24 protein-coding genes are annotated in these 26,174 nt (G+C 71.0%); 22 read left to right on the top strand and 2 right to left on the bottom strand.

Annotation, left to right across the window (positions count from 1 at the left end; genetic code table 11):
- Positions 1-175: 175 nt before the first annotated feature.
- The 7 genes from aroC to nusB all read left to right on the top strand — a co-directional run bounded on the left by aroC (position 176) and on the right by nusB (position 6,697).
- Positions 176-1,360, top strand: coding sequence for a chorismate synthase (gene aroC / locus AQJ67_RS30550; RefSeq protein ID WP_062722573.1), 1,185 nt, complete (start codon positions 176-178; stop codon positions 1,358-1,360).
- Positions 1,361-1,392: 32 nt separating this feature from the next.
- The gene (locus AQJ67_RS30545; RefSeq protein ID WP_107123032.1) at positions 1,393-1,875 is read left to right on the top strand and encodes a shikimate kinase; all 483 of its coding nucleotides are present in this window, start codon (positions 1,393-1,395) and stop codon (positions 1,873-1,875) included.
- The gene (gene aroB, locus AQJ67_RS30540) at positions 1,872-2,963 is read left to right on the top strand and encodes a 3-dehydroquinate synthase (protein WP_062722571.1); all 1,092 of its coding nucleotides are present in this window, start codon (positions 1,872-1,874) and stop codon (positions 2,961-2,963) included. Before AQJ67_RS30545 ends, aroB begins: the two co-directional genes overlap by 4 nt.
- Before the next feature lie 169 nt (positions 2,964-3,132).
- Entirely contained in the window at positions 3,133-4,008 is an 876-nt protein-coding gene (locus AQJ67_RS30535) for a Pro-rich N-terminal domain-containing protein (protein ID WP_079056281.1), read from the top strand.
- Positions 4,009-4,527: 519 nt separating this feature from the next.
- Complete coding sequence (locus tag AQJ67_RS30530; protein WP_062722569.1) at positions 4,528-5,634, top strand: aminopeptidase P family protein; 1,107 nt, start codon at positions 4,528-4,530, stop codon at positions 5,632-5,634.
- A 59-nt stretch (positions 5,635-5,693) separates the two neighbouring features.
- On the top strand, positions 5,694-6,260 hold the full coding sequence (gene efp / locus AQJ67_RS30525) for an elongation factor P (RefSeq protein WP_062722568.1): 567 nt from the start codon (positions 5,694-5,696) through the stop codon (positions 6,258-6,260).
- A 2-nt stretch (positions 6,261-6,262) separates the two neighbouring features.
- Positions 6,263-6,697 carry a transcription antitermination factor NusB gene (gene nusB, locus AQJ67_RS30520; protein WP_062722567.1) on the top strand — a complete coding sequence of 145 codons (435 nt, stop codon included), beginning with the start codon at positions 6,263-6,265 and terminating at the stop codon, positions 6,695-6,697.
- Between the two features lie 176 nt (positions 6,698-6,873).
- Here nusB and bldD read toward each other — a convergent pair whose 3' ends face one another.
- The gene (gene bldD, locus AQJ67_RS30515; protein WP_062722566.1) at positions 6,874-7,377 is read right to left on the bottom strand and encodes a transcriptional regulator BldD; all 504 of its coding nucleotides are present in this window, start codon (positions 7,375-7,377) and stop codon (positions 6,874-6,876) included.
- Between the two features lie 253 nt (positions 7,378-7,630).
- Here bldD and pyrR point away from each other — a divergent pair, with 253 nt between their 5' ends.
- The 14 genes from pyrR to AQJ67_RS30445 all read left to right on the top strand — a co-directional run bounded on the left by pyrR (position 7,631) and on the right by AQJ67_RS30445 (position 24,192).
- Positions 7,631-8,200 carry a bifunctional pyr operon transcriptional regulator/uracil phosphoribosyltransferase PyrR gene (pyrR, locus tag AQJ67_RS30510; protein WP_062722565.1) on the top strand — a complete coding sequence of 190 codons (570 nt, stop codon included), beginning with the start codon at positions 7,631-7,633 and terminating at the stop codon, positions 8,198-8,200.
- A gap of 78 nt (positions 8,201-8,278) precedes the next feature.
- Positions 8,279-9,259, top strand: a complete 981-nt coding sequence (locus tag AQJ67_RS30505; RefSeq protein ID WP_062722564.1) for an aspartate carbamoyltransferase catalytic subunit — start codon at positions 8,279-8,281, stop codon at positions 9,257-9,259.
- A gap of 5 nt (positions 9,260-9,264) precedes the next feature.
- Complete coding sequence (locus tag AQJ67_RS30500; RefSeq protein ID WP_062722563.1) at positions 9,265-10,551, top strand: dihydroorotase; 1,287 nt, start codon at positions 9,265-9,267, stop codon at positions 10,549-10,551.
- A complete protein-coding gene (locus tag AQJ67_RS30495) occupies positions 10,548-11,135 on the top strand; it encodes a PH-like domain-containing protein (RefSeq protein WP_062722562.1) in 588 nt (195 codons plus the stop codon). The genes AQJ67_RS30500 and AQJ67_RS30495 overlap by 4 nt, the downstream gene beginning before the upstream one ends.
- Positions 11,132-12,274 (top strand): glutamine-hydrolyzing carbamoyl-phosphate synthase small subunit, encoded by a 1,143-nt coding sequence (carA, locus tag AQJ67_RS30490; RefSeq protein WP_062722561.1) that lies wholly within the window; start codon positions 11,132-11,134, stop codon positions 12,272-12,274. Before AQJ67_RS30495 ends, carA begins: the two co-directional genes overlap by 4 nt.
- Positions 12,267-15,575 carry a carbamoyl-phosphate synthase large subunit gene (carB, locus tag AQJ67_RS30485; RefSeq protein ID WP_062722560.1) on the top strand — a complete coding sequence of 1,103 codons (3,309 nt, stop codon included), beginning with the start codon at positions 12,267-12,269 and terminating at the stop codon, positions 15,573-15,575. The genes carA and carB overlap by 8 nt, the downstream gene beginning before the upstream one ends.
- Positions 15,576-15,626: 51 nt before the next feature.
- On the top strand, positions 15,627-16,742 hold the full coding sequence (locus AQJ67_RS30480) for a quinone-dependent dihydroorotate dehydrogenase (RefSeq protein WP_062722559.1): 1,116 nt from the start codon (positions 15,627-15,629) through the stop codon (positions 16,740-16,742).
- Positions 16,739-17,584 carry an orotidine-5'-phosphate decarboxylase gene (pyrF, locus tag AQJ67_RS30475; protein WP_062722558.1) on the top strand — a complete coding sequence of 282 codons (846 nt, stop codon included), beginning with the start codon at positions 16,739-16,741 and terminating at the stop codon, positions 17,582-17,584. Before AQJ67_RS30480 ends, pyrF begins: the two co-directional genes overlap by 4 nt.
- 298 nt (positions 17,585-17,882) lie before the next feature.
- The gene (locus AQJ67_RS30470; RefSeq protein WP_003977346.1) at positions 17,883-18,206 is read left to right on the top strand and encodes an integration host factor; all 324 of its coding nucleotides are present in this window, start codon (positions 17,883-17,885) and stop codon (positions 18,204-18,206) included.
- The gene (gene gmk, locus AQJ67_RS30465) at positions 18,145-18,822 is read left to right on the top strand and encodes a guanylate kinase (RefSeq protein WP_482258145.1); all 678 of its coding nucleotides are present in this window, start codon (positions 18,145-18,147) and stop codon (positions 18,820-18,822) included. The genes AQJ67_RS30470 and gmk overlap by 62 nt, the downstream gene beginning before the upstream one ends.
- A gap of 51 nt (positions 18,823-18,873) precedes the next feature.
- Positions 18,874-19,146 carry a DNA-directed RNA polymerase subunit omega gene (rpoZ, locus tag AQJ67_RS30460; RefSeq protein ID WP_003988945.1) on the top strand — a complete coding sequence of 91 codons (273 nt, stop codon included), beginning with the start codon at positions 18,874-18,876 and terminating at the stop codon, positions 19,144-19,146.
- 123 nt (positions 19,147-19,269) lie between these two features.
- Positions 19,270-20,481, top strand: a complete 1,212-nt coding sequence (gene coaBC / locus AQJ67_RS30455) for a bifunctional phosphopantothenoylcysteine decarboxylase/phosphopantothenate--cysteine ligase CoaBC (RefSeq protein WP_062722556.1) — start codon at positions 19,270-19,272, stop codon at positions 20,479-20,481.
- A 231-nt stretch (positions 20,482-20,712) separates the two neighbouring features.
- On the top strand, positions 20,713-21,921 hold the full coding sequence (gene metK, locus AQJ67_RS30450) for a methionine adenosyltransferase (RefSeq protein WP_062722555.1): 1,209 nt from the start codon (positions 20,713-20,715) through the stop codon (positions 21,919-21,921).
- A 117-nt stretch (positions 21,922-22,038) separates the two neighbouring features.
- On the top strand, positions 22,039-24,192 hold the full coding sequence (locus AQJ67_RS30445; RefSeq protein WP_062722554.1) for a primosomal protein N': 2,154 nt from the start codon (positions 22,039-22,041) through the stop codon (positions 24,190-24,192).
- A gap of 144 nt (positions 24,193-24,336) precedes the next feature.
- Here the strand turns inward: AQJ67_RS30445 and AQJ67_RS30440 are convergent, their stop codons facing one another.
- The gene (locus tag AQJ67_RS30440) at positions 24,337-24,879 is read right to left on the bottom strand and encodes a hypothetical protein (RefSeq protein WP_062722553.1); all 543 of its coding nucleotides are present in this window, start codon (positions 24,877-24,879) and stop codon (positions 24,337-24,339) included.
- A gap of 316 nt (positions 24,880-25,195) precedes the next feature.
- Between AQJ67_RS30440 and fmt the strand changes: the two genes are divergently transcribed.
- On the top strand, positions 25,196-26,128 hold the full coding sequence (fmt, locus tag AQJ67_RS30435) for a methionyl-tRNA formyltransferase (RefSeq protein ID WP_062722552.1): 933 nt from the start codon (positions 25,196-25,198) through the stop codon (positions 26,126-26,128).
- The last annotated feature ends 46 nt before the right edge of the window (positions 26,129-26,174 follow it).

Genomic DNA, 26,174 nt, shown 5'->3' with positions numbered 1-26,174 from the left:
GGGCCCGGTGCCGCCGCACCGCCGTCCGCTTGGTGGACCGGCGGCCGGGGACCGGGCCCGGACGTGGGAGGATCGAAGGTGGCGGGCCGGGGCCGCGCACCTGGTCACGCCGTCGACGTACGCGAGGACGCGCGTACGCAGGGCAGTACCAGGGCGCGAGCACTGAGGAGCACCGTTGAGCAGGTTGCGCTGGCTGACCGCGGGGGAGTCCCACGGTCCCGCACTCGTGGCGACGCTGGAGGGCCTTCCCGCCGGCGTGCCGATCACCACGGAGATGGTGGCGGACCACCTGGCCCGGCGCCGGCTCGGTTATGGACGCGGCGCGCGCATGAAGTTCGAGCGCGACGAGGTCACCTTCCTCGGCGGCGTCCGGCACGGCCTCACCCTCGGTTCCCCGGTCGCGATCATGGTGGGCAACACCGAGTGGCCGAAGTGGGAACAGGTCATGGCGGCCGACCCGATCGACCCCGAGATCCTCGCGGGCCTCGCCCGTAACGCACCGCTGACCCGGCCCCGTCCCGGCCACGCCGACCTCGCCGGCATGCAGAAGTACGGCTTCGACGAGGCCCGGCCGATCCTGGAGCGCGCCTCGGCCCGTGAGACCGCCGCCCGGGTGGCGCTGGGCGCGGTGGCCCGGTCGTACATCAAGGAGACGGCCGGCATCGAGATCGTCAGCCATGTCGTCGAGCTGTGCTCCGTGAAGGCCCCGCAGGGTGTGTACCCGACGCCGGCCGACGTCGAGAAGCTGGACGCCGACCCGCTGCGCTGCCTCGACGCGGACACGTCGAAGGCGATGGTCGCGGAGGTCGACCAGGCCCACAAGGACGGCGACACCCTCGGTGGCGTCGTCGAGATCCTGGCGTACGACGTCCCGGTGGGCCTCGGCTCGCATGTGCACTGGGACCGCAAGCTGGACGCCCGTCTCGCGGGCGCGCTCATGGGCATCCAGGCGATCAAGGGTGTGGAGATCGGCGACGGCTTCGAGCTGGCGCGGGTCCCGGGCTCCAAGGCGCACGACGAGATCGTGAAGACCGACGAGGGCATCCGGCGCACCTCCGGCCGTTCCGGCGGCACCGAGGGCGGCCTCACCACCGGTGAGCTGCTGCGGGTTCGTGCCGCGATGAAGCCGATCGCGACCGTGCCGCGCGCCCTGCGGACGGTGGACGTCACCACCGGCGAGGCGGCGCAGGCGCACCACCAGCGCTCCGACGTGTCCGCGGTCCCGGCCGCCGGCATCGTCGCCGAAGCGATGGTGGCCCTCGTCCTCGCGGACGCGGTGGCCGAGAAGTTCGGCGGCGACTCGGTGACCGAGACCCGCCGCAACGTGCGGTCGTACCTCGACAACCTGGCCATCCGGTGAGCCCAGCACCCGTGGTCGTCCTCGTCGGTCCGATGGGCGTGGGCAAGTCCACCGTCGGACAGCTGCTCGCCGAGCGGCTCGGCGTGGTCTACCGGGACACCGACGACGACATCGTGGCCGAGCAGGGCCGGTCGATCGCCGAGATCTTCGTCGACGAGGGCGAGCCCGCCTTCCGGGCGATCGAGAAGGCGGCCGTGCACCGGGCCCTCGCCGAGCACGACGGCGTCCTGGCTCTCGGCGGCGGCGCCATCCTCGACGCGGACACGCGTGAGCTCCTGGCGGGACAGCGGGTGGCGTACCTGTCGATGGACGTCGAGGAGGCGGTCAAGCGCACCGGCCTCAACGCGGCCCGTCCGCTGCTCGCGGTGAACCCGCGCAAGCAGTGGCGCGAGCTGATGGAGGCGCGCCGTCATCTGTACGAAAGCGTGGCCACGGCGGTCGTGGCCACCGACGGCCGTACCCCCGAAGAAGTCACCCAAGCCGCCCTGGACGCACTGGAGTTGAAGGAAGCATGAGCGAGGCAGTGACGCGGGTCCAGGTCGGCGGCACCGCGGGCAGCGAGCCCTACGAGGTCCTGGTGGGCCGTCAACTCCTGGGCGAGCTCGGCGGGTTGATCGGCGACAAGGCCCAGCGGGTCGCCGTCCTCCACCCCGAGGCGCTGGCCGAGACCGGCGAGGCGCTGCGAGCCGACCTCGCCGAGCAGGGCTACGAGGCCGTCGCCATCCAGGTGCCCAACGCCGAGGAGGCCAAGACCGCCGAGGTCGCCGCCTACTGCTGGAAGGCGCTCGGCCAGTCCGGGTTCACCCGCACCGACGTCGTCGTCGGCGTCGGGGGCGGCGCGACCACCGACCTCGCCGGGTTCGTCGCCGCGACCTGGCTGCGCGGGGTGCGCTGGATCGCCGTACCGACGACCGTGCTCGCCATGGTCGACGCGGCCGTCGGCGGCAAGACCGGCATCAACACCGCCGAGGGCAAGAACCTCGTCGGCGCCTTCCACCCGCCGGCCGGCGTGCTCTGCGACCTGGCCGCGCTGGACTCCCTCCCGGTCAACGACTACGTCTCCGGGCTCGCCGAGATCATCAAGGCCGGTTTCATCGCCGACCCGGCGATCCTGGAGCTCATCGAGTCCGACCCCGAGGCCGCCCGCACCCCGGCCGGCCCGCACACGGCCGAGCTGATCGAGCGCTCCATCCGGGTCAAGGCCGAGGTCGTCTCCTCCGACCTCAAGGAGTCGGGCCTGAGGGAGATCCTCAACTACGGCCACACGCTCGCCCATGCCATCGAGAAGAACGAGCGGTACAAGTGGCGGCACGGCGCCGCGGTCGCCGTCGGCATGCACTTCGCCGCCGAACTCGGCCGTCTCGCCGGGCGGTTGGACGACGCGACGGCCGACAGGCACCGCACGATCCTCGAATCGGTCGGCCTCCCCCTCCACTACCGCTACGACCAGTGGCCCAAGCTGCTGGAGACCATGAAGGTCGACAAGAAGTCCCGCGGCAACCTGCTGCGCTTCATCGTGCTGGACGGCCTGGCCAAGCCGACCGTCCTGGAGGGACCGGACCCGGCCGTTCTGCTCGCCGCGTACGGCGAAGTCGGCCAGTAAGTCCGGCGAACCGCCCTTCCGTCCGATTCGCCTGTGGCGATGGGCACTTCGGACCGCCACCGGCCGTTCACCAAACGGCGGCCGGGGGCGGTACCGTTCGGTAGCGAGCGGGGTTCACACCCTGCTGCCAGCGCCAATGGTCATGGAAGACGAGACGGAGTGGCACCGGATGCAGCACGCAGTGGGTTCTCCGCTGCCGCCGCCCCACCAGTCGGGGCACGGCTGGACGCCGGCCGCACAACACCCGGGTCCGCACCACCCGGGCACGCATCAGGGCCCTGCCCCGCAGGCCCCGCACCAGGGATCCGCTCCCGTGCCCCCGCCGCCTCCGGCACCGGGCTTCACCCCGCCCGGCCCGGCCCCGCACAGCCCGCAGCACGCCCACGTCCCGCCCGCGCCGGAGACCACCGGCCACGTCCCGCTGCCGCCGGGCGGCCCCGTGGGCATGCCGAGCGCCCCGCCCGCCGCCGCGGCCCCCGACCCCGCCGCCACGACCCTCGCGGTCCTGCTCATCGGCCCGGCCGGGGCCGGCAAGACCAGCGTCGCCAAGTACTGGGCGGACCACCGCCGCGTCCCCACGGCCCACATCAGCCTCGACGACGTCCGTGAATGGGTCCGCTCGGGCTTCGCCGACCCCCAGTCCGGCTGGAACGACAACTCCGAGGCCCAGTACCGCCTCGCCCGCCGCACCTGCGGCTTCGCCGCGCGCAACTTCCTGGCCAACGGCATCTCGTGCATCCTCGACGACGCGGTCTTCCCCGACCGCCCGGTGGTCGGCCTCGGCGGCTGGAAGCGCCACGTGGGCCCCGGCCTCCTCCCGGTCGTCCTCCTCCCCGGCCTCGAGATCGTCCTGGAGCGCAACGCCGAACGCTCCGGCAACCGCCGCCTCACCGACGAGGAGGTCGCCCGCATCCACGGCCGCATGGCCGGCTGGTACGGCTCCGGCCTCCCCATCATCGACAACTCCCAACTCGACGTCCCTCAAACAGCCCAGGTCCTCAACGACGTCCTGTCCCGCTCCATCGCCAGCCCTCCGACCTGGTAGCGGGCCTGCGGGGGAGTACTTCGGGGGTCGGCTCCCGATCTGGTAGCGGACCTGCGGGGGAGTACTTCGGGGGTCGGCTCCCGATCTGGCGGCGGGCCTGCGGGGGAGTACTTCGGGGGTCGGCTCCCGATCTGGTAGCGGACCTGCGGGGGAGTACTCCGGGGGCCGGCTCCCGATCTGGCGGCGGACCTGCGGGGCAGCGCCCCAGGGGCCGACTCCCGATCCGGTGGCCGACCCGCAGGGAAGCACCCCAGGGGCCGACTCCCGATCTGGCAGCCGACCCGCAGGCCAGCGCCCCAGGGGCGCGGGGAACTGCGCGACAAGCCCCCACGACCCCGCACCCGGCACACAACCTCAAGCGGCACCCCCACGACCCCGCACCCGGCACACAACCTCAAGCGGCACTCACACCCCACACCCCCCCACACACACAGCTCCCCCACCAACCCCCACAATCCAGACACCCCACTCAGACGCCCCCAACCGGCGCCAACCGAGCGGAGCTCTTACGCTCGGGTCATGTCAGAGGTGTACGCCACCCGCCGATCCCGGCTGAGGGACCGCTGCCAAGCCAGCGGCAGCGCCACCGCGCTGATCTCCCGCCCCGCCAACGTCCGCTACCTCGCGGGCGCCGCCCCGCAGGGCTCCGTGCTGCTCCTCGGCAAGACCGAAGACCTGCTCGTGTGCGCCGGCCCGCTCGACGACCGCCCCAGCGAAGGCCGTCCCGACGAGGCACTGCGGATCCACGCCCTCCCCGGCGCCGGAGGCGACCCCGCCGTAGCCGCGGCCGACCTCGCCGCGGCGCAGGGCGGGGTCTGTCTCGCCGTGGAGGAACACCACCTCACCGTGGCCCGGCACCGAGCCATCCGCTCGGTCGTGCCGCGACTGCGCCTCGCCGACCTCGGCGGCGCGGTCGAGCAGCTTCGGGTGGTCAAGGACGAGGAGGAGATCTCCTGCCTCAGGATCGGCGCGGAGATCGCCGACCAGGCCCTCGGGGAGCTGCTCGAATCCATCCTCGTCGGCCGAACCGAACGCCACCTCGCCCTCGAACTCGAACGCCGCCTCGTCGATCACGGCGCCGACGGCCCCGCCTTCCCCACCTCCGTCGCCACCGGCCCGAACGCCGGCCGACGCGCACACCGCCCGACCGACCGCCGCGTTGAGGAGGGCGACTTCCTCTCCGTCTGCCTGGGTGCCACGTACCGCGGCTACCGGTGCGAGATCGGCCGTACGTTCGTCATCGGTACGTCGCCCGCCGACTGGCAGATCGAGCTGTACGACCTGGTCTTCGCCGCCCAGCGCGCCGGACGGGAGTCGCTGGCGCCGGGCGCCGCCTACCGGGATGTGGACCGTGCGGCACGCCAGGTGCTGGACTCCGCGGGGTACGCGCAGGGCCTTCCGCCCTTGACGGGACACGGTGTCGGACTCGAAATCGACGAGGACCCTCAGTTGGCTCCCGCGGCCATGGGTAAACTGGACGCTTGCGTGCCGGTCACCGTCGAACCGGGGGTCCACCTCCCGGGCCGGGGCGGTGTCCGGATCGATGACACGCTCGTCGTCCGCCCCGAGGCGGACGGCGGACCCGAGCTACTCACCATCACGACCAAGGAGCTGCTCGCGCTCTAGCTCGTCGGCTACGCGCGTGCGCCGGGGTCGTCCACGTCAGTCCAGGAGATTCCGCAACCGTGGCTTCCACGAACGACCTCAAGAACGGCATGGTGCTCAAGCTCGAAGGCGGCCAGCTCTGGTCCGTCGTCGAGTTCCAGCACGTCAAGCCCGGCAAGGGCCCGGCCTTCGTGCGCACCAAGCTCAAGAACGTGCTCTCCGGGAAGGTCGTCGACAAGACCTTCAACGCCGGCGTGAAGGTCGAGACGGCCACCGTCGACAAGCGCGACATGCAGTTCTCCTACATGGACGGCGAGTACTTCGTCTTCATGGACATGGAGACCTACGACCAGCTCATGGTCGACCGCAAGGCCGTCGGCGACGCCGCGAACTTCCTGATCGAGGGCTTCACCGCCACCGTCGCCCAGCACGAGGGCGAGGTGCTCTTCGTCGAGCTGCCCGCCGCCGTCGAGCTGGTCATCCAGGAGACCGAGCCGGGCGTCCAGGGCGACCGCTCCACCGGTGGCACCAAGCCCGCCACCCTGGAGACCGGCCACCAGATCAACGTGCCGCTCTTCATCACCACCGGTGAGAAGATCAAGGTCGACACCCGTACGAGCGACTACCTCGGCCGGGTGAACAGCTAACCGTGGCTGCCCGCAACACGGCCCGCAAGCGCGCCTTCCAGATCCTCTTCGAGGGCGACCAGCGCGGCGTCGACGTCCTGACGGTCCTCGCGGACTGGGTCCGGCTCTCCCGGGCCGACACCCGGCAGCCGCCGGTGAGCGAGTACACGATGGAGCTGGTCGAGGGCTACGCGGCACACGCGAAGCGGATCGACGAGCTGATCGCCCAGTACTCGGTCGGCTGGACGCTGGACCGGATGCCGGTCGTGGACCGCAACATCCTGCGCCTCGGCGCGCATGAGCTGATCTGGGTCGACGAGACTCCGGACGCGGTCGTGCTGGACGAGATGGTGCAGCTGGCGAAGGAGTTCTCCACGGACGAGTCGCCCTCGTTCGTCAACGGCCTGCTCGGCCGGCTCAAGGACCTGAAGCCCTCCCTGCGTCGCGACGAGGCGTAGGGGTTTCGAAGAGCGCCGGAGGGCCCGCAGCAGGGATGCTGCGGGCCCTCCGGCGGGTCCGGTGCCTCTGGGCCTTCGCAGGCCCACAGAACGCCGCCGGGGTGGCCGGAACCGCATAGTTCCGGCCACCCCGGCGGCACGTTTCTGCTGAAGGGCCTCGACCCCTGGGAGAGGGCTCAGCCCTCCTCGGCGTGGGAGACCGCGCGGCGCGCGTCCGCGTCCAGCACACCCCAGCTGATCAGCTGCTCGGTGAGGACCGAGGGCGACTGGTCGTAGATGACGGCGAGTGTGCGCAGGTCGTCCTGGCGGATCGAGAGCACCTTGCCGTTGTAGTCACCGCGCTGCGACTGGATCGTCGCGGCGTACCGCTGCAGCGGACCCGCCTTCTCGGCCGGGACGTGGGCCAGTCGCTCCAGGTCCAGGACCAGCTTCGGCGGCGGCTCGGCGGCGCCGCCGGGCGTGGTGCCCGGAAGCAGCTCCTGCACCGGAACGCCGTAGAAATCCGCCAACTCGGCGAGGCGCTGCACGGTCACGGCGCGGTCGCCGCGCTCGTACGAACCGACCACAACGGCCTTCCAGCGTCCCTGGGACTTCTCCTCGACACCGTGAAGAGAAAGGCCCTGCTGGGTGCGGATGGCCCGGAGCTTGGCCCCGAGCTGTTTGGCGTATTCGCTGGACATATAGCTCCCCGGCACTGGGTCGACGCGACTGGCTTGGGTTCCATGCCGCGCGGTTGGTAACTCACTGTGAGGTTACGCAGCGTTACTCTGGCGCGTCAAGCCGAATGGTCCACACCGACTCTTCCGTGCTATCGGTGGCCGATTAGGCCAAGTGGGTGAACGGGAGCGGGTCGCCGACCTGCTACGGTGGATGGCGCAAACCAGACGTCCTTTAAGGTCCGTCCCGTGAGGCGGAGAAGGAGGTCCCTCTCGTATGGACAGCCAGCAGGACACGCAAGCGTCCGAAGCCCGGCCCGTTCTCGAAGGCCCTGACATCGCGCGGGTGTTGACCCGCATCGCGCACGAGATCGTCGAACGCGCCAAGGGCGCCGACGACGTGGTGCTCCTCGGCATTCCGACCCGCGGCGTCTTCCTCGCCCAGCGGCTCGCCGCCAAGCTCGAGCAGATCACCGAGCGCAAGATCCCGGTCGGCTCGCTCGACATCACCATGTACCGCGACGACCTGCGCATGCACCCGCCGCGTGCGCTGGCCCGCACCGAGATCCCCGGTGACGGCATCGACGGCCGCCTCGTCGTCCTCGTCGACGACGTCCTGTTCTCCGGCCGCACCATCCGCGCCGCCCTCGACGCACTGAACGACATCGGGCGCCCCCGTGCGGTGCAGCTCGCGGTCCTCGTCGACAGAGGCCACCGCGAACTGCCCATCCGCGCCGACTACGTCGGCAAGAACCTCCCCACCTCGTTGCGGGAGACGGTCAAGGTCCAGCTCGCCGAGGAGGACGGTCGCGACACCGTGCTGCTCGGTGCCAAGCAGACCCCGTAGCAAGCCGGCGGGAACGCCTCCCTTCGGCATGCCCGCACTTGCCCGTAATCTCCCGAACTGCCTTACGGAGCCTGACAGATGCAGCGTCATCTCATCTCGGCCGCCGACCTCACCCGCGACGACGCCGTCCTGATCCTCGACACCGCCGAGGAGATGGCGCGGGTCGCCGACCGGCCGATCAAGAAGCTGCCGACCCTGCGCGGCCGCACCGTCGTGAACCTCTTCTTCGAGGACTCCACGCGCACGCGTATCTCCTTCGAGGCCGCCGAGAAGCGCCTCTCCGCCGACGTCATCAACTTCACCGCCAAGGGGTCGAGCGTCTCCAAGGGCGAGTCCCTGAAGGACACCGCGCAGACCCTGGAGGCCATGGGCGTCGACGCCGTCGTCATCCGGCACGGCGCCTCCGGAGCGCCGTACCGCCTCGCCAACTCCGGCTGGATCGACGCAGCCGTCATCAACGCGGGCGACGGCACCCACCAGCACCCCACCCAGGCCCTGCTGGACGCCTTCACCATGCGCCGCCGGCTCGTCGGCCGGGACGCCGGGCTCGGCCAGGACCTCAACGGCCGGCGCATCACGATCGTCGGCGACGTCCTGCACAGCCGGGTCGCCCGCTCCAACGTCGACCTGCTGCACACCCTCGGCGCCGAGGTCACCCTCGTCGCCCCGCCGACCCTGGTGCCGGTCGGCGTCGAGACCTGGCCCTGCGAGGTGTCGTACGACCTCGACAGCACCCTGGCCAAGACCGACGCGGTGATGATGCTGCGCGTGCAGCGCGAGCGTATGAACGCCGCGTTCTTCCCGACCGAGCGCGAGTACTCGCGGCGCTACGGACTCGACGGCGACCGCATGGCGCGGATGCCCGAGCACGCCATCGTGATGCACCCCGGCCCGATGGTGCGCGGCATGGAGATCACCGCAGAGGTCGCCGACTCGGAACGTTGCACCGTCGTCGAGCAGGTCGCAAACGGAGTGTCCATCCGGATGGCCGTTCTGTACCTGCTGCTCGGCGGCAACGAACCCGCCCTCACCCACGCCCGTACCACCGAGGAGAAGTAAGACAGATGAGCAAGATCCTGATCCGTGGTGCGAAGGTGCTCGGCGGCGAGCCGCAGGACGTGCTGATCGACGGTGCCGTCATCGAGGCGGTCGGCACGGGGCTCTCGGACGAGGGCGCCCAGGTCGTCGAGGCGGCCGGCAAGGTGCTGCTGCCGGGCCTGGTCGACCTGCACACCCATCTGCGTGAGCCCGGCCGCGAGGACTCCGAGACCGTGCTGACCGGCACGCGCGCGGCCGCCTCCGGCGGTTACACGTCCGTGTTCGCCATGGCCAACACCTTCCCGGTCGCCGACACGGCCGGTGTCGTCGAGCAGGTCTACCGGCTCGGCCAGGAGCACGGCTACTGCGACGTACAGCCCATCGGCGCCGTCACCGTCGGCCTGGAGGGCAAGAAGCTCGCCGAGCTCGGCGCCATGCACGAGTCGGCCGCCGGGGTCACCGTCTTCTCCGACGACGGCAAGTGCGTCGACGACGCCGTGATGATGCGCCGGGCACTGGAGTACGTGAAGGCCTTCGGCGGTGTCGTCGCCCAGCACGCGCAGGAGCCGCGGCTGACCGAGGGCGCCCAGATGAACGAGGGCATCGTCTCCGCCGAGCTGGGGCTCGGGGGCTGGCCCGCGGTGGCCGAAGAATCGATCATCGCCCGGGATGTCCTACTCGCCGAGCACGTCGGCTCCCGCGTGCACATCTGCCACCTCTCGACCGCCGGCTCGGTGGAGATCGTCCGCTGGGCCAAGTCCCGCGGCATCGACGTCACCGCTGAGGTCACCCCGCACCACCTCCTCCTCACCGACGAGCTGGTCCGCACGTACAACCCGGTCTACAAGGTGAACCCGCCGCTGCGCACCGAGCGTGACGTGCTGGCACTGCGCGAGGCGCTCGCCGACGGCACGATCGACATCGTCGCCACCGACCACGCCCCGCACCCGCACGAGGACAAGGACTGCGAGTGGGCCGCGGCCGCCATGGGGATGGTCGGCCTGGAGACCGCGTTGTCAGTGGTGCAGGAGACCATGGTGGACACCGGGCTCCTCACCTGGGCCGGGGTCGCCGAGCGCATGTCCTTCAAGCCCGCCGAGATCGGGCAGGCCAAGGGACACGGACGGCCCGTCTCGGCTGGTGAGCCCGCCAACCTCACGCTCGTCGACACGGAATACCGTGGGTCCGTGGACCCCGAGGGCTTCGCCTCGCGCAGCCGCAACACTCCGTACGAGGGGCGCGAGCTGCCGGGCCGTGTGACCCACACGTGGCTCCGGGGCAAGGCCACGCTCGTCGACGGGAAGCTCACGTGACACCTGCAACACTGCTCGCAGCCGGCACCGGACTCGCGGCCGAACAGAAGTCGGCCGAAGTGACCGACTGGGCCGCACGCGTCGGCTGGGTCGTCGGACTCGCCCTCTTCGTCGCGCTCGTCTACTGGCTGATGCGCGAGGGCTGGAAGTGGCGTGGCACGCTCCAGGGCGACCTCCCCGAGCTGCCCAGCGCGCCGGACGACCCCGGCCCGGCCAGACTGAGCATGAGCGGCCGCTACCACGGCTCGACCACCGCGGGTCAGTGGCTGGACCGCATCGTGGCGCACGGCCTCGGCACCCGCAGCCGGGTCGAGCTCACGCTGACGGACGCGGGACTGGACGTCGTACGCCCCGGCGCGGCCGACTTCTTCGTCCCGGCCGACCGGCTGCGCGAGGCCCGGCTCGACAAGGGCATCGCGGGCAAGGTCCTCACCGAGGGCGGACTGCTCGTCGTGACCTGGGCACACGGTGACCGCCTGATCGACTCCGGCTTCCGCTCGGACCACGCGGCGGAGCACAACGAGTGGGTCGACGTCATTAACTCCATGATCAACACCAACAGCACGGAAGGCGCCGAACGATGACGACCTCCACAAGGGGAGCCGACAAGGTTCCTGCGGTACTCGTCCTGGAGGACGGCCGGATCTTCCGCGGCCGCGCCTACGGGGCCGTGGGGGTGACCTTCGGCGAGGCCGTGTTCTCCACCGGAATGACCGGCTACCAGGAGACCCTCACCGACCCGTCCTACCACCGCCAGGTCGTCGTGATGACGGCCCCGCACGTCGGCAACACCGGCGTCAACGACGAGGACCCGGAGAGCAAGCAGATCTGGGTCGCCGGCTACGTCGTGCGCGACCCCGCGCGCGTGCCGTCCAACTGGCGCTCCCGGCGCTCGCTGGACGACGAGCTGCGCCACCAGGGCGTCGTCGGGATCTCCGGCATCGACACCCGCGCGCTCACCCGCCACCTGCGCGAGCGCGGCGCCATGCGCGTCGGCATCTTCTCCGGCAACGCGCTGCCCGACGAGGGCACCATGCTCGCCGAGGTCCGCCAGGCCCCCGAGATGAAGGGCGCCGACCTCTCCGCCGAGGTCGCCACCAAGGAGGCCTACGTCGTCCCGGCGATCGGCACGAAGAAGTTCACCGTCGCCGCCGTCGACCTCGGCATCAAGGGCATGACCCCGCACCGGATGGCCGAGCGCGGCATCGAGGTGCACGTGCTGCCCGCGACGGCGACCGCCGAGGACGTGTACGCCGTCAACCCCGACGGCGTGTTCTTCTCCAACGGCCCGGGCGACCCGTCCACCGCCGACCACCCGGTCTCGGTCATGCAGGCGGTCCTGGAGCGCGGCACCCCGCTCTTCGGCATCTGCTTCGGCAACCAGATCCTGGGGCGTGCGCTGGGCTTCGGCACGTACAAGCTGAAGTACGGCCACCGCGGCATCAACCAGCCGGTGCAGGACCGCACGACCGGCAAGGTCGAGGTCACCGCGCACAACCACGGCTTCGCCGTCGACGCCCCGACCGACAAGGTCTCCGAGACCCCCTACGGCCGCGCCGAGGTCTCCCACGTCTGCCTCAACGACAACGTGGTGGAGGGCCTTCACCTCCTCGACAAGCCGGCCTTCAGCGTCCAGTACCACCCCGAAGCGGCAGCGGGCCCGCACGACGCCGCCTACCTGTTCGACCGCTTCGTATCCCTGATGGAGGGCCAGCGTGCCTAAGCGCACCGATATCCAGTCCGTCCTGGTCATCGGCTCCGGCCCGATCGTCATCGGCCAGGCCGCCGAGTTCGACTACTCCGGAACCCAGGCGTGCCGCATCCTGCGCGCCGAGGGCCTGCGGGTCGTCCTCGTCAACTCCAACCCGGCGACGATCATGACCGACCCGGAGATCGCCGACGCCACCTACGTCGAGCCGATCACCCCGGAGTTCGTCGAGAAGATCATCGCCAAGGAGCGCCCGGACGCGCTCCTGCCCACCCTGGGCGGCCAGACGGCCCTCAACACGGCCATCTCGCTGCACGAGGCGGGCACGCTGGAGAAGTACGGCGTGGAGCTGATCGGCGCAAACGTCGAGGCCATCAACAAGGGCGAGGACCGCGACCTGTTCAAGGACGTCGTCGAGGCCGTCCGCCAGAAGATCGGGCACGGCGAGTCCGCCCGCTCGGTCATCTGCCACTCCATGGAGGACGTCCTCGCGGGCGTCGAGACGCTCGGCGGCTACCCGGTCGTCGTCCGCCCCTCCTTCACCATGGGCGGCGCCGGCTCCGGTTTCGCGCACGACGAGGAGGAGCTGCGCCGCATCGCGGGCCAAGGCCTCACGCTCTCGCCGACCACCGAGGTGCTCCTGGAGGAGTCCATCCTCGGCTGGAAGGAGTACGAACTGGAGCTGATGCGCGACAAGAACGACAACGTCGTGGTCGTCTGCTCCATCGAGAACTTCGACCCGATGGGCGTGCACACGGGTGACTCGATCACCGTGGCGCCCGCGATGACGCTGACCGACCGCGAGTACCAGACCCTGCGCGACATCGGCATCGCCGTCATCCGCGAGGTCGGCGTCGACACCGGCGGCTGCAACATCCAGTTCGCGGTGAACCCCGAGGACGGTCGCGTGATCGTCATCGAGATGAACCCGCGCGTGTCGCGGTCCTCGGCGCTCGCCTCCAAGGCGACCGGCTTCCCGATCGCCAAGATCGCCGCCAAGCTCGCTGTCGGCTACACCCTCGACGAGATCCCGAACGACATCACGCAGGAGACCCCGGCCTCCTTCGAGCCCACGCTCGACTACGTGGTCGTGAAGGCTCCGCGTTTCGCCTTCGAGAAGTTCCCGCAGGCCGACTCCACCCTCACGACCACCATGAAGTCGGTCGGCGAGGCCATGGCCATCGGCCGTAACTTCACCGAGGCCTTCCAGAAGGCGCTGCGCTCGCTGGAGAAGAAGGGCAGCCAGTTCACGTTCGTCGGCGAGCCCGGCGACAAGGTCGAGCTGCTGCGCGAGGCCGTACGGCCCACCGACGGCCGTATCAACGCCGTCATGCAGGCCATCCGCGCGGGCGCCACGCAGGAGGAGGTCTTCGAGTACACGAAGATCGACCCCTGGTTCGTCGACCAGCTCTTCCTGATCAAGGAGATCGCCGACGAGCTCGCCGAGGCACCGGAGCTCACCCCCGACCTGCTGGCCGAGGCCAAGCGGCACGGCTTCTCCGACGTCCAGATCGCCGAGATCCGCGGTCTGCGCGAAGACGTTGTCCGCGAGGTCCGGCACGCGCTGGGCATCCGCCCGGTCTACAAGACGGTCGACACCTGCGCCGCCGAGTTCGCCGCGAAGACGCCGTACTTCTACTCGTCCTACGACGAGGAGACCGAGGTCGCCCCGCGGGAGAAGCCGGCCGTCATCATCCTGGGCTCCGGTCCCAACCGCATCGGCCAGGGCATCGAGTTCGACTACTCCTGCGTGCACGCCTCCTTCGCGCTGAGCGACGCCGGGTACGAGACCGTGATGGTCAACTGCAACCCGGAGACCGTCTCCACGGACTACGACACCTCCGACCGTCTGTACTTCGAGCCGCTGACGCTGGAAGACGTGCTGGAGATCGTCCACGCGGAGCAGCAGGCCGGTCCCGTGGCGGGCGTCGTCGTGCAGCTCGGCGGCCAGACCCCGCTGGGCCTGTCGCAGGCGCTGAAGGACAACGGCGTGCCGATCGTCGGTACGTCCCCGGAGGCCATCCACGCCGCCGAGGACCGGGGCGCCTTCGGCCGCGTCCTCGCCGAGGCGGGCCTGCCGGCCCCCAAGCACGGCACCGCGACCACCTTCGCCGGCGCCAAGGCCATCGCGGACGAGATCGGCTACCCGGTCCTGGTGCGGCCGTCGTACGTCCTCGGCGGACGTGGCATGGAGATCGTCTACGACGAGACTCGGCTGGAGTCCTACATCGCCGAGTCGACCGAGATCAGCCCCTCGCGGCCGGTCCTCGTCGACCGGTTCCTGGACGACGCGATCGAGATCGACGTCGACGCGCTCTACGACGGCACCGAGCTCTACCTCGGCGGCGTCATGGAGCACATCGAGGAGGCCGGCATCCACTCCGGCGACTCCGCGTGCGCGCTGCCGCCGATCACGCTGGGCGGGTTCGACATCAAGCGCCTGCGCGCCTCGACCGAGGCCATCGCCAAGGGCGTCGGCGTCCGCGGCCTGATCAACATCCAGTTCGCGATGGCCGGCGACATCCTGTACGTCCTGGAGGCCAACCCGCGCGCGTCCCGCACCGTCCCCTTCACCTCGAAGGCGACCGCGGTGCCACTGGCCAAGGCCGCCGCCCGGATCTCGCTGGGCGCGACCATCGCCGAACTGCGTGCCGAGGGCCTCCTTCCGGCGAACGGCGACGGCGGCGAGCTCCCGTTCGACGCGCCGATCTCCGTCAAGGAGGCCGTCATGCCGTGGTCGCGCTTCCGCGACATCCACGGCCGCGGCGTCGACACCGTCCTCGGCCCGGAGATGCGCTCCACCGGCGAGGTCATGGGCATCGACTCCGTCTTCGGCACGGCGTACGCCAAGTCGCAGGCGGGCGCGTACGGTCCGCTGCCGACGAAGGGCCGCGCCTTCATCTCGGTCGCCAACCGCGACAAGCGCTCGATGATCTTCCCCGCGCGTGAGCTGGTCGCCCACGGCTTCGAACTGCTCGCCACGTCCGGCACGGCCGAGGTCCTCAAGCGCAACGGCATCAACGCCACGATCGTGCGCAAGCAGTCCGAGGGCACCGGCCCGAACGGCGAGAAGACCATCGTGCAGCTCATCCACGACGGCGAGGTCGACCTCATCGTCAACACCCCGTACGGCACCGGCGGCCGCCTCGACGGCTACGACATCCGTACGGCGGCCGTGGCGCGGTCGGTCCCGTGCCTGACGACGGTCCAGGCGCTCGCCGCCGCCGTCCAGGGCATCGACGCCCTCAACCACGGTGACGTGGGCGTCCGTTCGCTCCAGGAACACGCGGAACACCTGACCGCGGCCCGCGACTAGCAGCCCTGAGGGGGACACCGGAAACGGTGTCCCCCTCTTCGTGAGGGAACCATGTACAAGATCTTCTTCAATCTCGTCTTCAAACGGATGGACCCGGAACAGGCCCACTACCTGGCCTTCCGCTGGATCCGGCTCGCCGTCCGCATCCCCGTGCTGCGCACCTTCGTCGCCGCCGCCCTCGCGCCCCGGTACCAGGAACTGCGGACCGAGGCCTTCGGACTGCGCATGCACGGCCCCTTCGGACTCGCCGCAGGCTTCGACAAGAACGCGGTCGCGATCGACGGCATGTCGATGCTGGGCTTCGACCACGTCGAGATCGGCACCGTCACGGGGGAGGCCCAGCCGGGCAACCCCAAGAAGCGGCTGTTCCGCCTCGTGAAGGACCGGGCGCTGATCAACCGCATGGGCTTCAACAACGAGGGCTCGCTGGCCGTGGCGGCCCGCCTGGCGTCCCGTGAGCCGGTCTTCAGGACCGTCGTGGGCGTCAACATCGGCAAGACCAAGGTCGTCCCGGAGGCGGAGGCCGCCGGCGACTACGTGAAGTCGACGGAGCGGCTGGCGCCGTACGCCGACTACCTGGTGGTCAACGTCTCCTCGCCCAACACGCCCGGCCTGCGCAACCTCCAGGCCACCGAGTCGCTGCGCCCCCTGCTGACCGCCGTGCGCGAGGCCGCCGACCGCACAGTGACCAGCCGCCGTGTGCCGCTGCTGGTGAAGATCGCGCCGGACCTCGCCGACGAGGACGTCGACGCGGTCGCCGACCTGGCCGTCGAGCTCGGTCTGGACGGGATCATCGCCACGAACACCACCATCGCGCGCGAGAGCCTCGGTTTGAAATCCGAACCCTCACTGGTCAAGGAGGTCGGCGGTCTCTCCGGCGCGCCCCTGAAGGCACGCTCGCTGGAGGTGTTGCGGCGCCTGTACGCGCGCGTGGGCGATCGGATCACACTCGTGGGCGTCGGCGGCATCGAGAACGCCGAGGACGCCTGGCAGCGCATCCTGGCCGGTGCCACGCTGGTCCAGGGCTACAGCGCCTTCATCTACGAGGGGCCCTTCTGGGGCCGCGCCATCCACAAGGGGCTCGCCGCCCGCCTGCGGACCAGCCCGTACGTCACCCTCGCCGACGCGGTCGGCGCCGACGTCAGGAAGCCAGAGGAAGCCGCATGACTGTCCTGGAATCCTTCGGTGCACGCCTCCGCCGCGCGATGGACGAACGCGGCCCGCTGTGCGTAGGCATCGACCCGCACGCGTCCCTGCTCTCCGAGTGGGGCCTGAACGACGACGTGGCCGGTCTGGAGCGGTTCAGCCGCACGGTCGTCGAGGCGATGGCCGACCGGGTCGCCGTGCTCAAGCCGCAGAGCGCCTTCTTCGAGCGCTTCGGCTCGCGCGGCGTCGCGGTTCTGGAGAAGTCGGTCGAGGAGGCGCGGGCGGCCGGTGCGCTGGTGGTGATGGACGCCAAGCGCGGCGACATCGGCTCCACCATGGCCGCGTACGCCGAGTCCTTCCTCCGCAAGGACTCGCCGCTCTTCTCCGACGCGCTGACCGTCTCGCCCTACCTCGGCTACGGCTCGCTCTCGCCCGCCGTCGCGCTGGCCCGGGAGAGCGGCACCGGCCTGTTCGTGCTCGCGCTGACCTCGAATCCGGAGGGCGGCGAGGTCCAGCACGCCATCCGCGCGGACGGCCGCACCGTGGGCGCGACGATGCTGGCGCACCTGGCGGCCGAGAACGTGGGGGAGGAGCCGCTGGGCTCCTTCGGGGCGGTCGTCGGCGCCACCCTCGGAGACCTGTCGTCGTACGAGCTCGACATCAACGGTCCCCTGCTCGCCCCCGGCATCGGTGCCCAGGGCGCCACGCCGGCGGACATTCCCCGGGTGTTCGGCGCCGCCGCGCGCAACGTCGTGCCGAACGTCAGCCGGGGTGTGCTGCGGCACGGTCCCGACGTCGTCGCGCTGCGTGACGCCGCGTCACGCTTCGCCGAAGACGTCAGGGTCGCTGTGGCGGGTGTCTGACTGCCGTCAGGGGCGTTCGAGCCGCTCCGCGAATCCTCCGATGAGTGCTTCGTCGAGTGGCTCCCGGCCGACTTGAGTCTGAATACATCCTCAAATCCAGGGCATTATGTCCTAAATGTCCGGCCTGGCGGAGGCTGACCAGGACTTTTCCGCTGTTCTCGCTGACTCTGGCGGACTTGGCCGCTAGTCTCCGACGAGAGTCAACGGGCAAGCGTGTTGCTCGTGGCTCCCCAGGTGTGGGGCGACTAGGTTCCTCACCGGTCCGTATCCGACAGTCAACATCCGAGGTGACGTAGGCGTGGCTCTTCCGCCCCTTACCCCTGAACAGCGCGCAGCCGCGCTCGAAAAGGCCGCCGCGGCTCGCCGGGAGCGGGCCGAGGTCAAGAATCGACTCAAGCACTCCGGCGCCTCGCTTCACGAGGTCATCAAGCAGGGCCAGGAGAACGACGTCATCGGCAAGATGAAGGTCTCCGCCCTGCTTGAGTCCCTGCCGGGCGTGGGCAAGGTCCGCGCCAAGCAGATCATGGAGCGACTCGGCATCTCCGAGAGCCGCCGCGTGCGTGGCCTCGGCTCGAACCAGATCGCTTCCCTGGAGCGCGAGTTCGGCAGCACCGGCTCCTGATCCGGTCACTCCGGACCGGGAGTCCCGGGCACTCCGGGATTGCTGGAATAATCGCTGCATGAGTGAACGTCCGCGGCTGACCGTGCTCTCCGGCCCCTCCGGGGTCGGCAAGAGCACGGTCGTCGCCCATATGCGCAAGGAACACCCCGAGGTCTGGCTCTCGGTGTCGGCGACGACCCGCAAGCCCCGCCCCGGCGAGCGGCACGGAGTCCACTACTTCTTCGTCACCGACGACGAGATGGACAAGCTGATCGCCAACGGTGAGCTGCTGGAGTGGGCCGAGTTCGCCGGCAACCGCTACGGCACGCCGCGTGCGGCCGTGCTGGAGCGGCTGGAGGCGGGGGAGCCCGTGCTCCTGGAGATCGACCTCCAGGGTGCCCGGCAGGTCCGCGAGTCCATGGCGGAGGCCCAGCTCGTGTTCCTGGCCCCTCCCTCCTGGGAGGAGCTCGTGCGCAGACTCACCGGACGTGGCACCGAGCCGCCCGAGGTGATCGAACGCCGGCTGGACGCGGCGAAGGTCGAGCTGGCAGCCGAGCCGGAGTTCGATGTGACCTTGGTCAACACCTCCGTCGAGGACGTGGCGCGCGAGCTGCTAGCCTTGATGGACGTTGTGTGATCGTCACTGACCATGCACACTGAATCTTTCCCATCCATCGGAAGGTAGAGCGTGTCCTCTTCCATCTCCGCGCCCGAGGGCATCATCAACCCGCCGATCGACGAGCTCCTCGAGGCCACCGACTCGAAGTACAGCCTCGTGATCTACGCGGCCAAGCGTGCCCGCCAGATCAACGCGTACTACTCGCAGCTCGGCGAGGGCCTCCTCGAGTACGTCGGTCCGCTGGTGGACACCCACGTCCACGAGAAGCCGCTCTCGATCGCCCTGCGCGAGATCAACGCGGGTCTGCTGACGTCCGAGGCCGTCGAGGGCCCGGCACAGTAAGTACGATTTACAGCTTGCAGCTGACTTTTCCACAGGCCCGGCAGGCCGACTGCCGGGCCTGTGGTGTGTAGTGGAGTCGTGCGCTGGTCCCTGGCGCACATGAGCCGATCCCGGGGAGAGACGGTGGACAAGCCGAAGGTCGTTCTGGGCGTCAGCGGTGGCATCGCCGCGTACAAGGCCTGTGAGCTGCTGCGCAGACTCTCGGAGTCCGGGCATGACGTCCGGGTCGTGCCCACCGCCTCCGCGCTGCACTTCGTCGGCGCCGCCACCTGGTCCGCCCTGTCCGGCAATCCCGTCTCGACAGAGGTCTGGGACGACGTCCACGAGGTCCCGCACGTCCGCATCGGCCAGCACGCCGACCTGGTGGTCGTCGCCCCGGCCACGGCCGACATCCTCGCCAAGGCGGCCCACGGCCTCGCCGACGACCTGCTGACCAACACCCTGCTCACGGCCCGCTGCCCGGTGCTCTTCGCCCCCGCCATGCACACCGAGATGTGGGAGCACCCGGCCACCCAGGAGAACGTGGCGACGCTGCGCCGACGCGGCGCGATCGTCATCGAGCCCGCCGTCGGCCGCCTCACCGGCGTCGACACCGGCAAGGGCAGGCTGCCCGACCCCGCGGAGATCTTCGAGGTCTGCCGCCGTGTGCTGGCCCGCGGCGTCACCGAGCCCGACCTCGAGGGACGGCACGTCGTCGTCAGCGCCGGCGGCACCCGCGAGCCCCTCGACCCCGTCCGCTTCCTCGGCAACCGCTCCTCCGGCAAGCAGGGCTACGCCCTCGCCCGCACCGCCGCCGCCCGGGGCGCCCGCGTGACACTGATCGCCGCCAACACCGGCATGCCCGACCCGGCCGGCGTGGACGTCGTCCAGGTCGGCACGGCCGTACAGCTGCGCGAGGCGGTCCTCAAGGCCGCGCCGGACGCCGACGCGGTGGTCATGGCGGCGGCGGTCGCGGACTTCCGACCGGCCACGTACGCCGCCGGAAAGATCAAGAAGCGGGACGGCCAGGAGCCCGAGCCCATCGTCCTGGTGCGGAATCCGGACATCCTCGCGGAGATCTCGACCGACCGCGCCCGTCCCGGCCAGGTCGTCGTCGGCTTCGCCGCTGAGACGGACGACGTCCTGGCCAACGGCCGTAAGAAGCTGGAGCGCAAGGGGTGCGACCTCCTCGTGGTGAACGAGGTGGGCGAGCGCAAGACCTTCGGCTCCGAGGAGAACGAGGCGGTCGTCCTGGGCGCCGACGGCACCGAGACACCCGTGCCGTACGGGCCCAAGGAGGCCCTGGCCGAAACCGTATGGGACCTGGTGGCACGCCGACTGGGCTCAAATGTTTGATGCGTTGTCGGCATCCCGCGAGCCTCACTCGATTCGGGTGTGGCGCCCCTGGCCAAGGGCGTGTGGGATTGGGCAGAATGCCCGTGCCGCAGGTCACAGCGCTCCCGAGAGGCGAGACAGGGGGTCGGTGGCCGAGCGCGACAGATAAACTGTCCTCGGACGACGCCGGGCGCAGCCCCCGTCCCGTCCGCCAATGATCAGCCAGCAGCCGCTGCAACCACAGGGAGCGTTGTGTCCCGTCGCCTGTTCACCTCGGAGTCCGTGACCGAGGGTCACCCCGACAAGATCGCTGACCAGATCAGCGACACCATTCTCGACGCGCTTCTGCGTGAGGACCCGACGTCCCGCGTCGCCGTCGAGACCCTGATCACGACCGGTCTGGTGCACGTGGCCGGCGAGGTCACGACCAAGACGTACGCGGACATCGCGACGCTGGTCCGCAACAAGATCCTCGAGATCGGCTACGACTCCTCGAAGAAGGGCTTCGACGGCGCTTCCTGCGGTGTCTCGGTCTCGATCGGCTCGCAGTCGCCGGACATCGCGCAGGGCGTGGACACCGCGTACGAGTCGCGGGTCGAGGGCGACGAGGACGAGCTGGACCGCCAGGGCGCCGGTGACCAGGGCCTGATGTTCGGCTACGCGACGGACGAGACGCCGACGCTGATGCCGCTGCCGATCTTCCTGGCGCACCGCCTGTCCAAGCGCCTCTCCGAGGTCCGCAAGAACGGCACCATCCCCTACCTGCGCCCCGACGGCAAGACGCAGGTCACCATCGAGTACGACGGCGACAAGGCGGTCCGCCTGGACACGGTCGTCGTCTCCTCGCAGCACGCGAGCGACATCGACCTCGACTCCCTCCTCGCTCCCGACATCCGGGAGTTCGTGGTCGAGCCGGAGCTGAAGGCCCTCCTCGACGACGGCATCAAGCTCGACACGGAGAACTACCGCCTTCTGGTCAACCCCACCGGCCGTTTCGAGATCGGTGGTCCGATGGGTGACGCCGGTCTGACCGGCCGGAAGATCATCATCGACACCTACGGCGGCATGGCCCGCCACGGCGGCGGCGCGTTCTCCGGCAAGGACCCGTCCAAGGTGGACCGTTCGGCGGCGTACGCGATGCGCTGGGTCGCCAAGAACGTCGTCGCGGCCGGCCTGGCCTCCCGCTGCGAGGTGCAGGTGGCGTACGCGATCGGCAAGGCCGAGCCCGTCGGTCTGTTCGTCGAGACCTTCGGCACGGCCAAGGTCGACGCCGAGAAGATCGAGAAGGCCATCGAGCAGGTCTTCGACCTGCGTCCGGCCGCGATCATCCGCGACCTGGACCTGCTCCGCCCGATCTACGCCCAGACCGCGGCCTACGGCCACTTCGGCCGTGAGCTGCCGGAGTTCACCTGGGAGCGCACGGACCGGGTGGAGGCGCTGCAGAAGGCAGTGGGCCTGTAAGGGTCCCCAGCTCCGCAAGAGGCCCGGTCTCCCTTGTGGGAGGCCGGGCTTCGGCGTGTCCTCGTGCGGGAACTCGGGCGCCGTCGGTTGTCAGTGGCGTTTGGTAAGAATGCAGGCGTGAGCAGCGAGAACGAGAACGGTCAGGGCGGGGCCGAGGGGGCGTCGCCCGAGCAGCTCGCGCTCATTCGGGAGAGCGTGCGGCAGGCGAAGGTGCCGCGGGCCAAGCCCAGGACCTGGCGGGGGGCCGAGCTCGCGAAGGAGCTGCCGGTCGCCCGGGTCCTCGTCGACAAGGGCGTACTGCATCTCGACCGGTACTTCGACTACGCCGTGCCCGCGGAGCTGGACGCCGACGCGCAGCCCGGGGTGCGGGTGCGGGTGCGGTTCGGCGCCGGACGGCATCGGGTGCGTGAGGGGCGGCGTGAGGGCGGCGGGCTCATCGACGGGTTCCTGGTGGCACGCCTTGCCGAGTCCGACTACTCCGGGCCGCTCGCGGCGCTCGCCCAGGTCGTTTCCCCGGAGCGGGTGCTGAGCGAGGAGTTGCTCGGGCTCGCACGTGCCGTGGCCGACCGGTACGCGGGTGGGCTCGCCGATGTGCTCCAGCTGGCCGTGCCGCCGCGCAGCGCACGGGCCGAGCAGCGGCCGTCACCGGAGCCGCTGCCGCCGCCCGGCAGGCCCGAGGCGGGGTCCTGGGGGCGCTACGAGCGGGGGGCCGCCTTTCTGGAGTCGCTGGCCTCCGGGGGTGCCCCGCGTGCCGTGTGGAACGCGCTGCCCGGGCCCGACTGGAGCGAGGAGCTGGCGCGGGCCGTCGTCGCGACACTGGCCTCCGGCCGGGGCGTGCTGGTGGTCCTGCCGGACGGCCGGGCCGTCGCGCGGGTGGATGCCGCGCTGACCTCGCTCATGGGCAAGGGACGGCATGCGGTGCTGACCGCCGACGCCGGGCCCGAGAAGCGGTATCGGGAGTGGCTCGCGGTACACCGGGGCAGCGTACGGGCGGTCGTGGGGACCCGGGCGGCCATGTTCGCGCCCGTGCGGGATCTCGGGCTGGTCGCCCTCTGGGACGACGGCGACGACAGCCACAGCGAGCCGCACGCCCCGCAGCCCCATGCGCGCGATGTGCTGCTGCTGCGGGCGGCGCAGGACAAGTGCGGCTTTCTGCTGGGGAGTTGGAGCTGCACCGTCGAGGCCGCCCAGCTCGTCGAGAGCGGGTGGGCCCGGCCGTTGGTCGCCGGGCGGGAGCAGGTGCGGGGTGCGGCTCCGCTCGTACGGACCGTGGGGGACGCTGATCTCGCACGGGACGAGGCCGCGCGGGCCGCCCGGCTGCCGACGCTCGCCTGGCAGGCGGTGCGGGAGGGGCTGCGGCAGGGACCGGTGCTGGTCCAGGTGCCCCGGCGCGGCTATGTGCCGAGGATGGCCTGCGCCAACTGCCGGGCGCCAGCTCGGTGTCGGCACTGCTCCGGGCCACTGGAGGCGCAGGGCTCCGGCGCCGAACTGCGGTGCGGGTGGTGCGGGCGTGAGGAGGGCGCCTGGCACTGCCCGGAGTGCGGTGCGTTCCGGTTGCGCGCCCAGGTGGTGGGGGCGAGGCGAACCGCCGAGGAGTTGGGGCGGGCCTTTCCCGCCGTACCCGTTCGGACCTCTGGGCGTGAGCATGTGCTGGACACCGTGCCGGGGACGCCCTCACTGGTCGTGAGCACGCCCGGGGCCGAACCCGTAGCCGAGGGCGGTTATGCGGCGGCTCTGCTGCTGGACGGCTGGGCCATGCTCGGGCGACCCGATCTGCGGGCCGCAGAGGACGCGTTGCGCCGCTGGATCGCGGCCGCCTCACTCGTGCGGCCGCAGAGTGCCGGGGGGACGGTGGTCGTCGTGGCCGAGCCCACGCTGCGGCCGGTGCAGGCGCTGGTGCGGTGGGACCCCGTCGGACATGCGGTACGGGAGCTCGGGGAGCGGGCCGAGCTCGGGTTTCCGCCGGTGTCCCGGATGGCTTCCGTGGCCGGGCCCGGGGAGGCGGTCGCCGAGTTCCTCCGTACGGCCGAACTACCGCCGGGGGCCGAGGTGTTGGGGCCCGTACCGGTGCCCGTCACCGCGGTGGGGCGACCGCGGCGTGTGGGGGCGCCGCCGCCGGGTGAGCAGTGGGAGCGGGCGTTGGTGCGGGTGCCGCCGGGCAGCGGGGCCGCGTTGGCCTCGGCGTTGAAGGCCGCGCAGGCGGCGCGGATGGCGCGGGGAGGCGGCGAGGCCGGGGTGCGGGTTCGGATCGACCCGCCGGACATCGGGTGAGGGCGGCGGGCCCCGGGGCCCGGAGGGCGCGATGAGAGTGCGGGAGAGTGCGGCGTGCCGCGGGGGCAGGACGGGCTGCCGAGTCGGCTCGGACATGCCTCTGCCCTCCCGGGTGCGCTTCGGGAGGGCAGAGCGTGGGGGGTGTCAGCCGTTGCGAGGGCCGGGAAACGCCGTGGGCCTGGCCTCGTCGCGGATGGCCGGACTGCCTGCCGTCGGCTGCGTCGGCATGGAGCGGGCCGCGGGAACGGTCGGCACCGGGGGGAGGGCGGTGGTGACGTTGACCGTCCGGGTGCCCGAGGGCTCGGTCGTCCGCTCGGCCTCGGCCGCGGCCTGGGTGGCGGCGCGGCGCGCGCCGTAGCGGCGATGGACGGCCTGCTTGGTGACGCCGAGGGCGGAACCGACCGCGTCCCAGGAGAAGCCGAGCGAGCGGTCGAAGTCCACGGCCGCCGTGACCAGGGTTTCGACACTGTCCCGCAGCTCCTGGGCGAGACGGACCGTCGGGGCGGGGGCCCGTCCGTAGACGACGAAGCCCGTGGAGGGGCCGGAGCGGCGCGGGCGGTAGACGTTGCCCAACTGGGCGGTGAGCGTACGCAGTGCGTCCACCTGCCGGCGGACCCGCTCGATGTCCCGCACCAGCAAGTGCAGGCTGGCCCGAGCCTGGGCGTCGTGGGTTGCGTGGTCGGCCATGAACAAGCCTCTCGAACCGGCGTTGAAAAGTGGAGGGCCGCCCCGCGGGTACGGCGGGTGGGGCGGGTGCGGCCCGTTGTGGTCAACTCTCTCTTGACCAACGCGGGAGCGGTCCGGGGGTCACGCAGTGGGGGCGTATGGGCATATGCCTACGCCCCTGGACGGGGGTGCGCGCCTCGACCTCCGGCCTCGGACGCCTGCCCACCCGCGCACCTGGGGCAACCGCTCGTGGGGTTCCGCATGTGAGTCCCGTCCCGGGCACCCATAGACTTGTGTGTTGCCCAACCGACCCCGCCCGAGAGGCCCGTGTCCACCCATGAAGCTTGTCTTCGCCGGTACCCCCGAGGTTGCTGTTCCCGCTCTGGACGCTCTGATCGCCTCCGGGCGGCACGAGGTGGCCGCTGTCGTGACGCGGCCGGACGCGCAGGCGGGGCGCGGGCGCCGGATGGTGGCGAGTCCGGTGGCCGAGCGGGCCGTGGAGGCCGGGATCGAGGTGCTCAAGCCGGCCAGGCCGCGGGACCCCGAGTTCCTGGAGCGGCTCAGGGAGATCGCGCCCGACTGCTGTCCCGTCGTCGCCTACGGCGCCCTGCTGCCCCGCGTCGCCCTCGACATCCCGGCCCACGGCTGGGTCAACCTGCACTTCTCGCTGCTTCCGGCCTGGCGTGGGGCCGCACCCGTGCAGCACGCCATCATGGCGGGCGACGAGATCACCGGGGCCTCCACCTTCCTCATCGAGGAAGGACTCGACTCCGGGCCCGTCTACGGCACCGTCACCGAGGAGATCCGGCACACCGACACCAGCGGCGACCTGCTGACCAGGCTCGCCTTCGCCGGGGCCGGGCTGCTCGCCGCGACCATGGACGGGATCGCGGACGGCACGTTGAAGGCCGTGCCGCAGCCGAACGAGGGGATCACCCTCGCTCCCAAGGTCAACGTCGAGGACGCCCACATCGACTGGGCCGCGCCTTCCCTGCGCGTCGACCGTCTCGTGCGCGGGTGCACCCCGGCGCCGGGCGCCTGGACCGTCTTCCGTGGCGAGCGGCTCAAGCTGATCCAGGTGCAGCCGGTGCCCGGGCGGGACGACCTCGCCCCGGGCGCGCTGTCGGTGGGGAAGAACAACGTGTACGTCGGGACCGGGTCGTACGCCGTCGAGCTGCTGTGGGTGCAGGCCCAGGGCAAGAAGCCGATGCGGGCCGCCGACTGGGCGCGGGGCGTGCGGATCGGGGACGGCGAGAAGCTCGGGGTCTGACCGGCCGACGGCCCCATGGCCTCGGGTGCACCAGCCGTACGCCGGG

Source organism: Streptomyces caeruleatus (genome assembly GCF_001514235.1).
Classification (GTDB): domain Bacteria; phylum Actinomycetota; class Actinomycetes; order Streptomycetales; family Streptomycetaceae; genus Streptomyces; species Streptomyces caeruleatus.
Note: the sequence above shows the minus strand (reverse complement) of the source record. Positions and strands in the feature narration are given on the sequence as shown.

What these genes read in the sequence shown, in the direction of transcription:
- AQJ67_RS30545 (WP_107123032.1), top strand. Translation starts at nt 1,393, where the DNA reads ATGGGCGTGGGCAAGTCCACCGTCGGACAGCTGCTCGCCGAGCGGCTC.
- aroB (WP_062722571.1), top strand. Translation starts at nt 1,872, where the DNA reads ATGAGCGAGGCAGTGACGCGGGTCCAGGTCGGCGGCACCGCGGGCAGC.
- AQJ67_RS30535 (WP_079056281.1), top strand. Translation starts at nt 3,133, where the DNA reads ATGCAGCACGCAGTGGGTTCTCCGCTGCCGCCGCCCCACCAGTCGGGG.
- AQJ67_RS30530 (WP_062722569.1), top strand. Translation starts at nt 4,528, where the DNA reads ATGTCAGAGGTGTACGCCACCCGCCGATCCCGGCTGAGGGACCGCTGC.
- bldD (WP_062722566.1), bottom strand. Translation starts at nt 7,377, where the DNA reads ATGTCCAGCGAATACGCCAAACAGCTCGGGGCCAAGCTCCGGGCCATC.
- pyrR (WP_062722565.1), top strand. Translation starts at nt 7,631, where the DNA reads ATGGACAGCCAGCAGGACACGCAAGCGTCCGAAGCCCGGCCCGTTCTC.
- AQJ67_RS30505 (WP_062722564.1), top strand. Translation starts at nt 8,279, where the DNA reads ATGCAGCGTCATCTCATCTCGGCCGCCGACCTCACCCGCGACGACGCC.
- AQJ67_RS30500 (WP_062722563.1), top strand. Translation starts at nt 9,265, where the DNA reads ATGAGCAAGATCCTGATCCGTGGTGCGAAGGTGCTCGGCGGCGAGCCG.
- carA (WP_062722561.1), top strand. Translation starts at nt 11,132, where the DNA reads ATGACGACCTCCACAAGGGGAGCCGACAAGGTTCCTGCGGTACTCGTC.
- AQJ67_RS30480 (WP_062722559.1), top strand. Translation starts at nt 15,627, where the DNA reads ATGTACAAGATCTTCTTCAATCTCGTCTTCAAACGGATGGACCCGGAA.
- pyrF (WP_062722558.1), top strand. Translation starts at nt 16,739, where the DNA reads ATGACTGTCCTGGAATCCTTCGGTGCACGCCTCCGCCGCGCGATGGAC.
- AQJ67_RS30440 (WP_062722553.1), bottom strand. Translation starts at nt 24,879, where the DNA reads ATGGCCGACCACGCAACCCACGACGCCCAGGCTCGGGCCAGCCTGCAC.
- fmt (WP_062722552.1), top strand. Translation starts at nt 25,196, where the DNA reads ATGAAGCTTGTCTTCGCCGGTACCCCCGAGGTTGCTGTTCCCGCTCTG.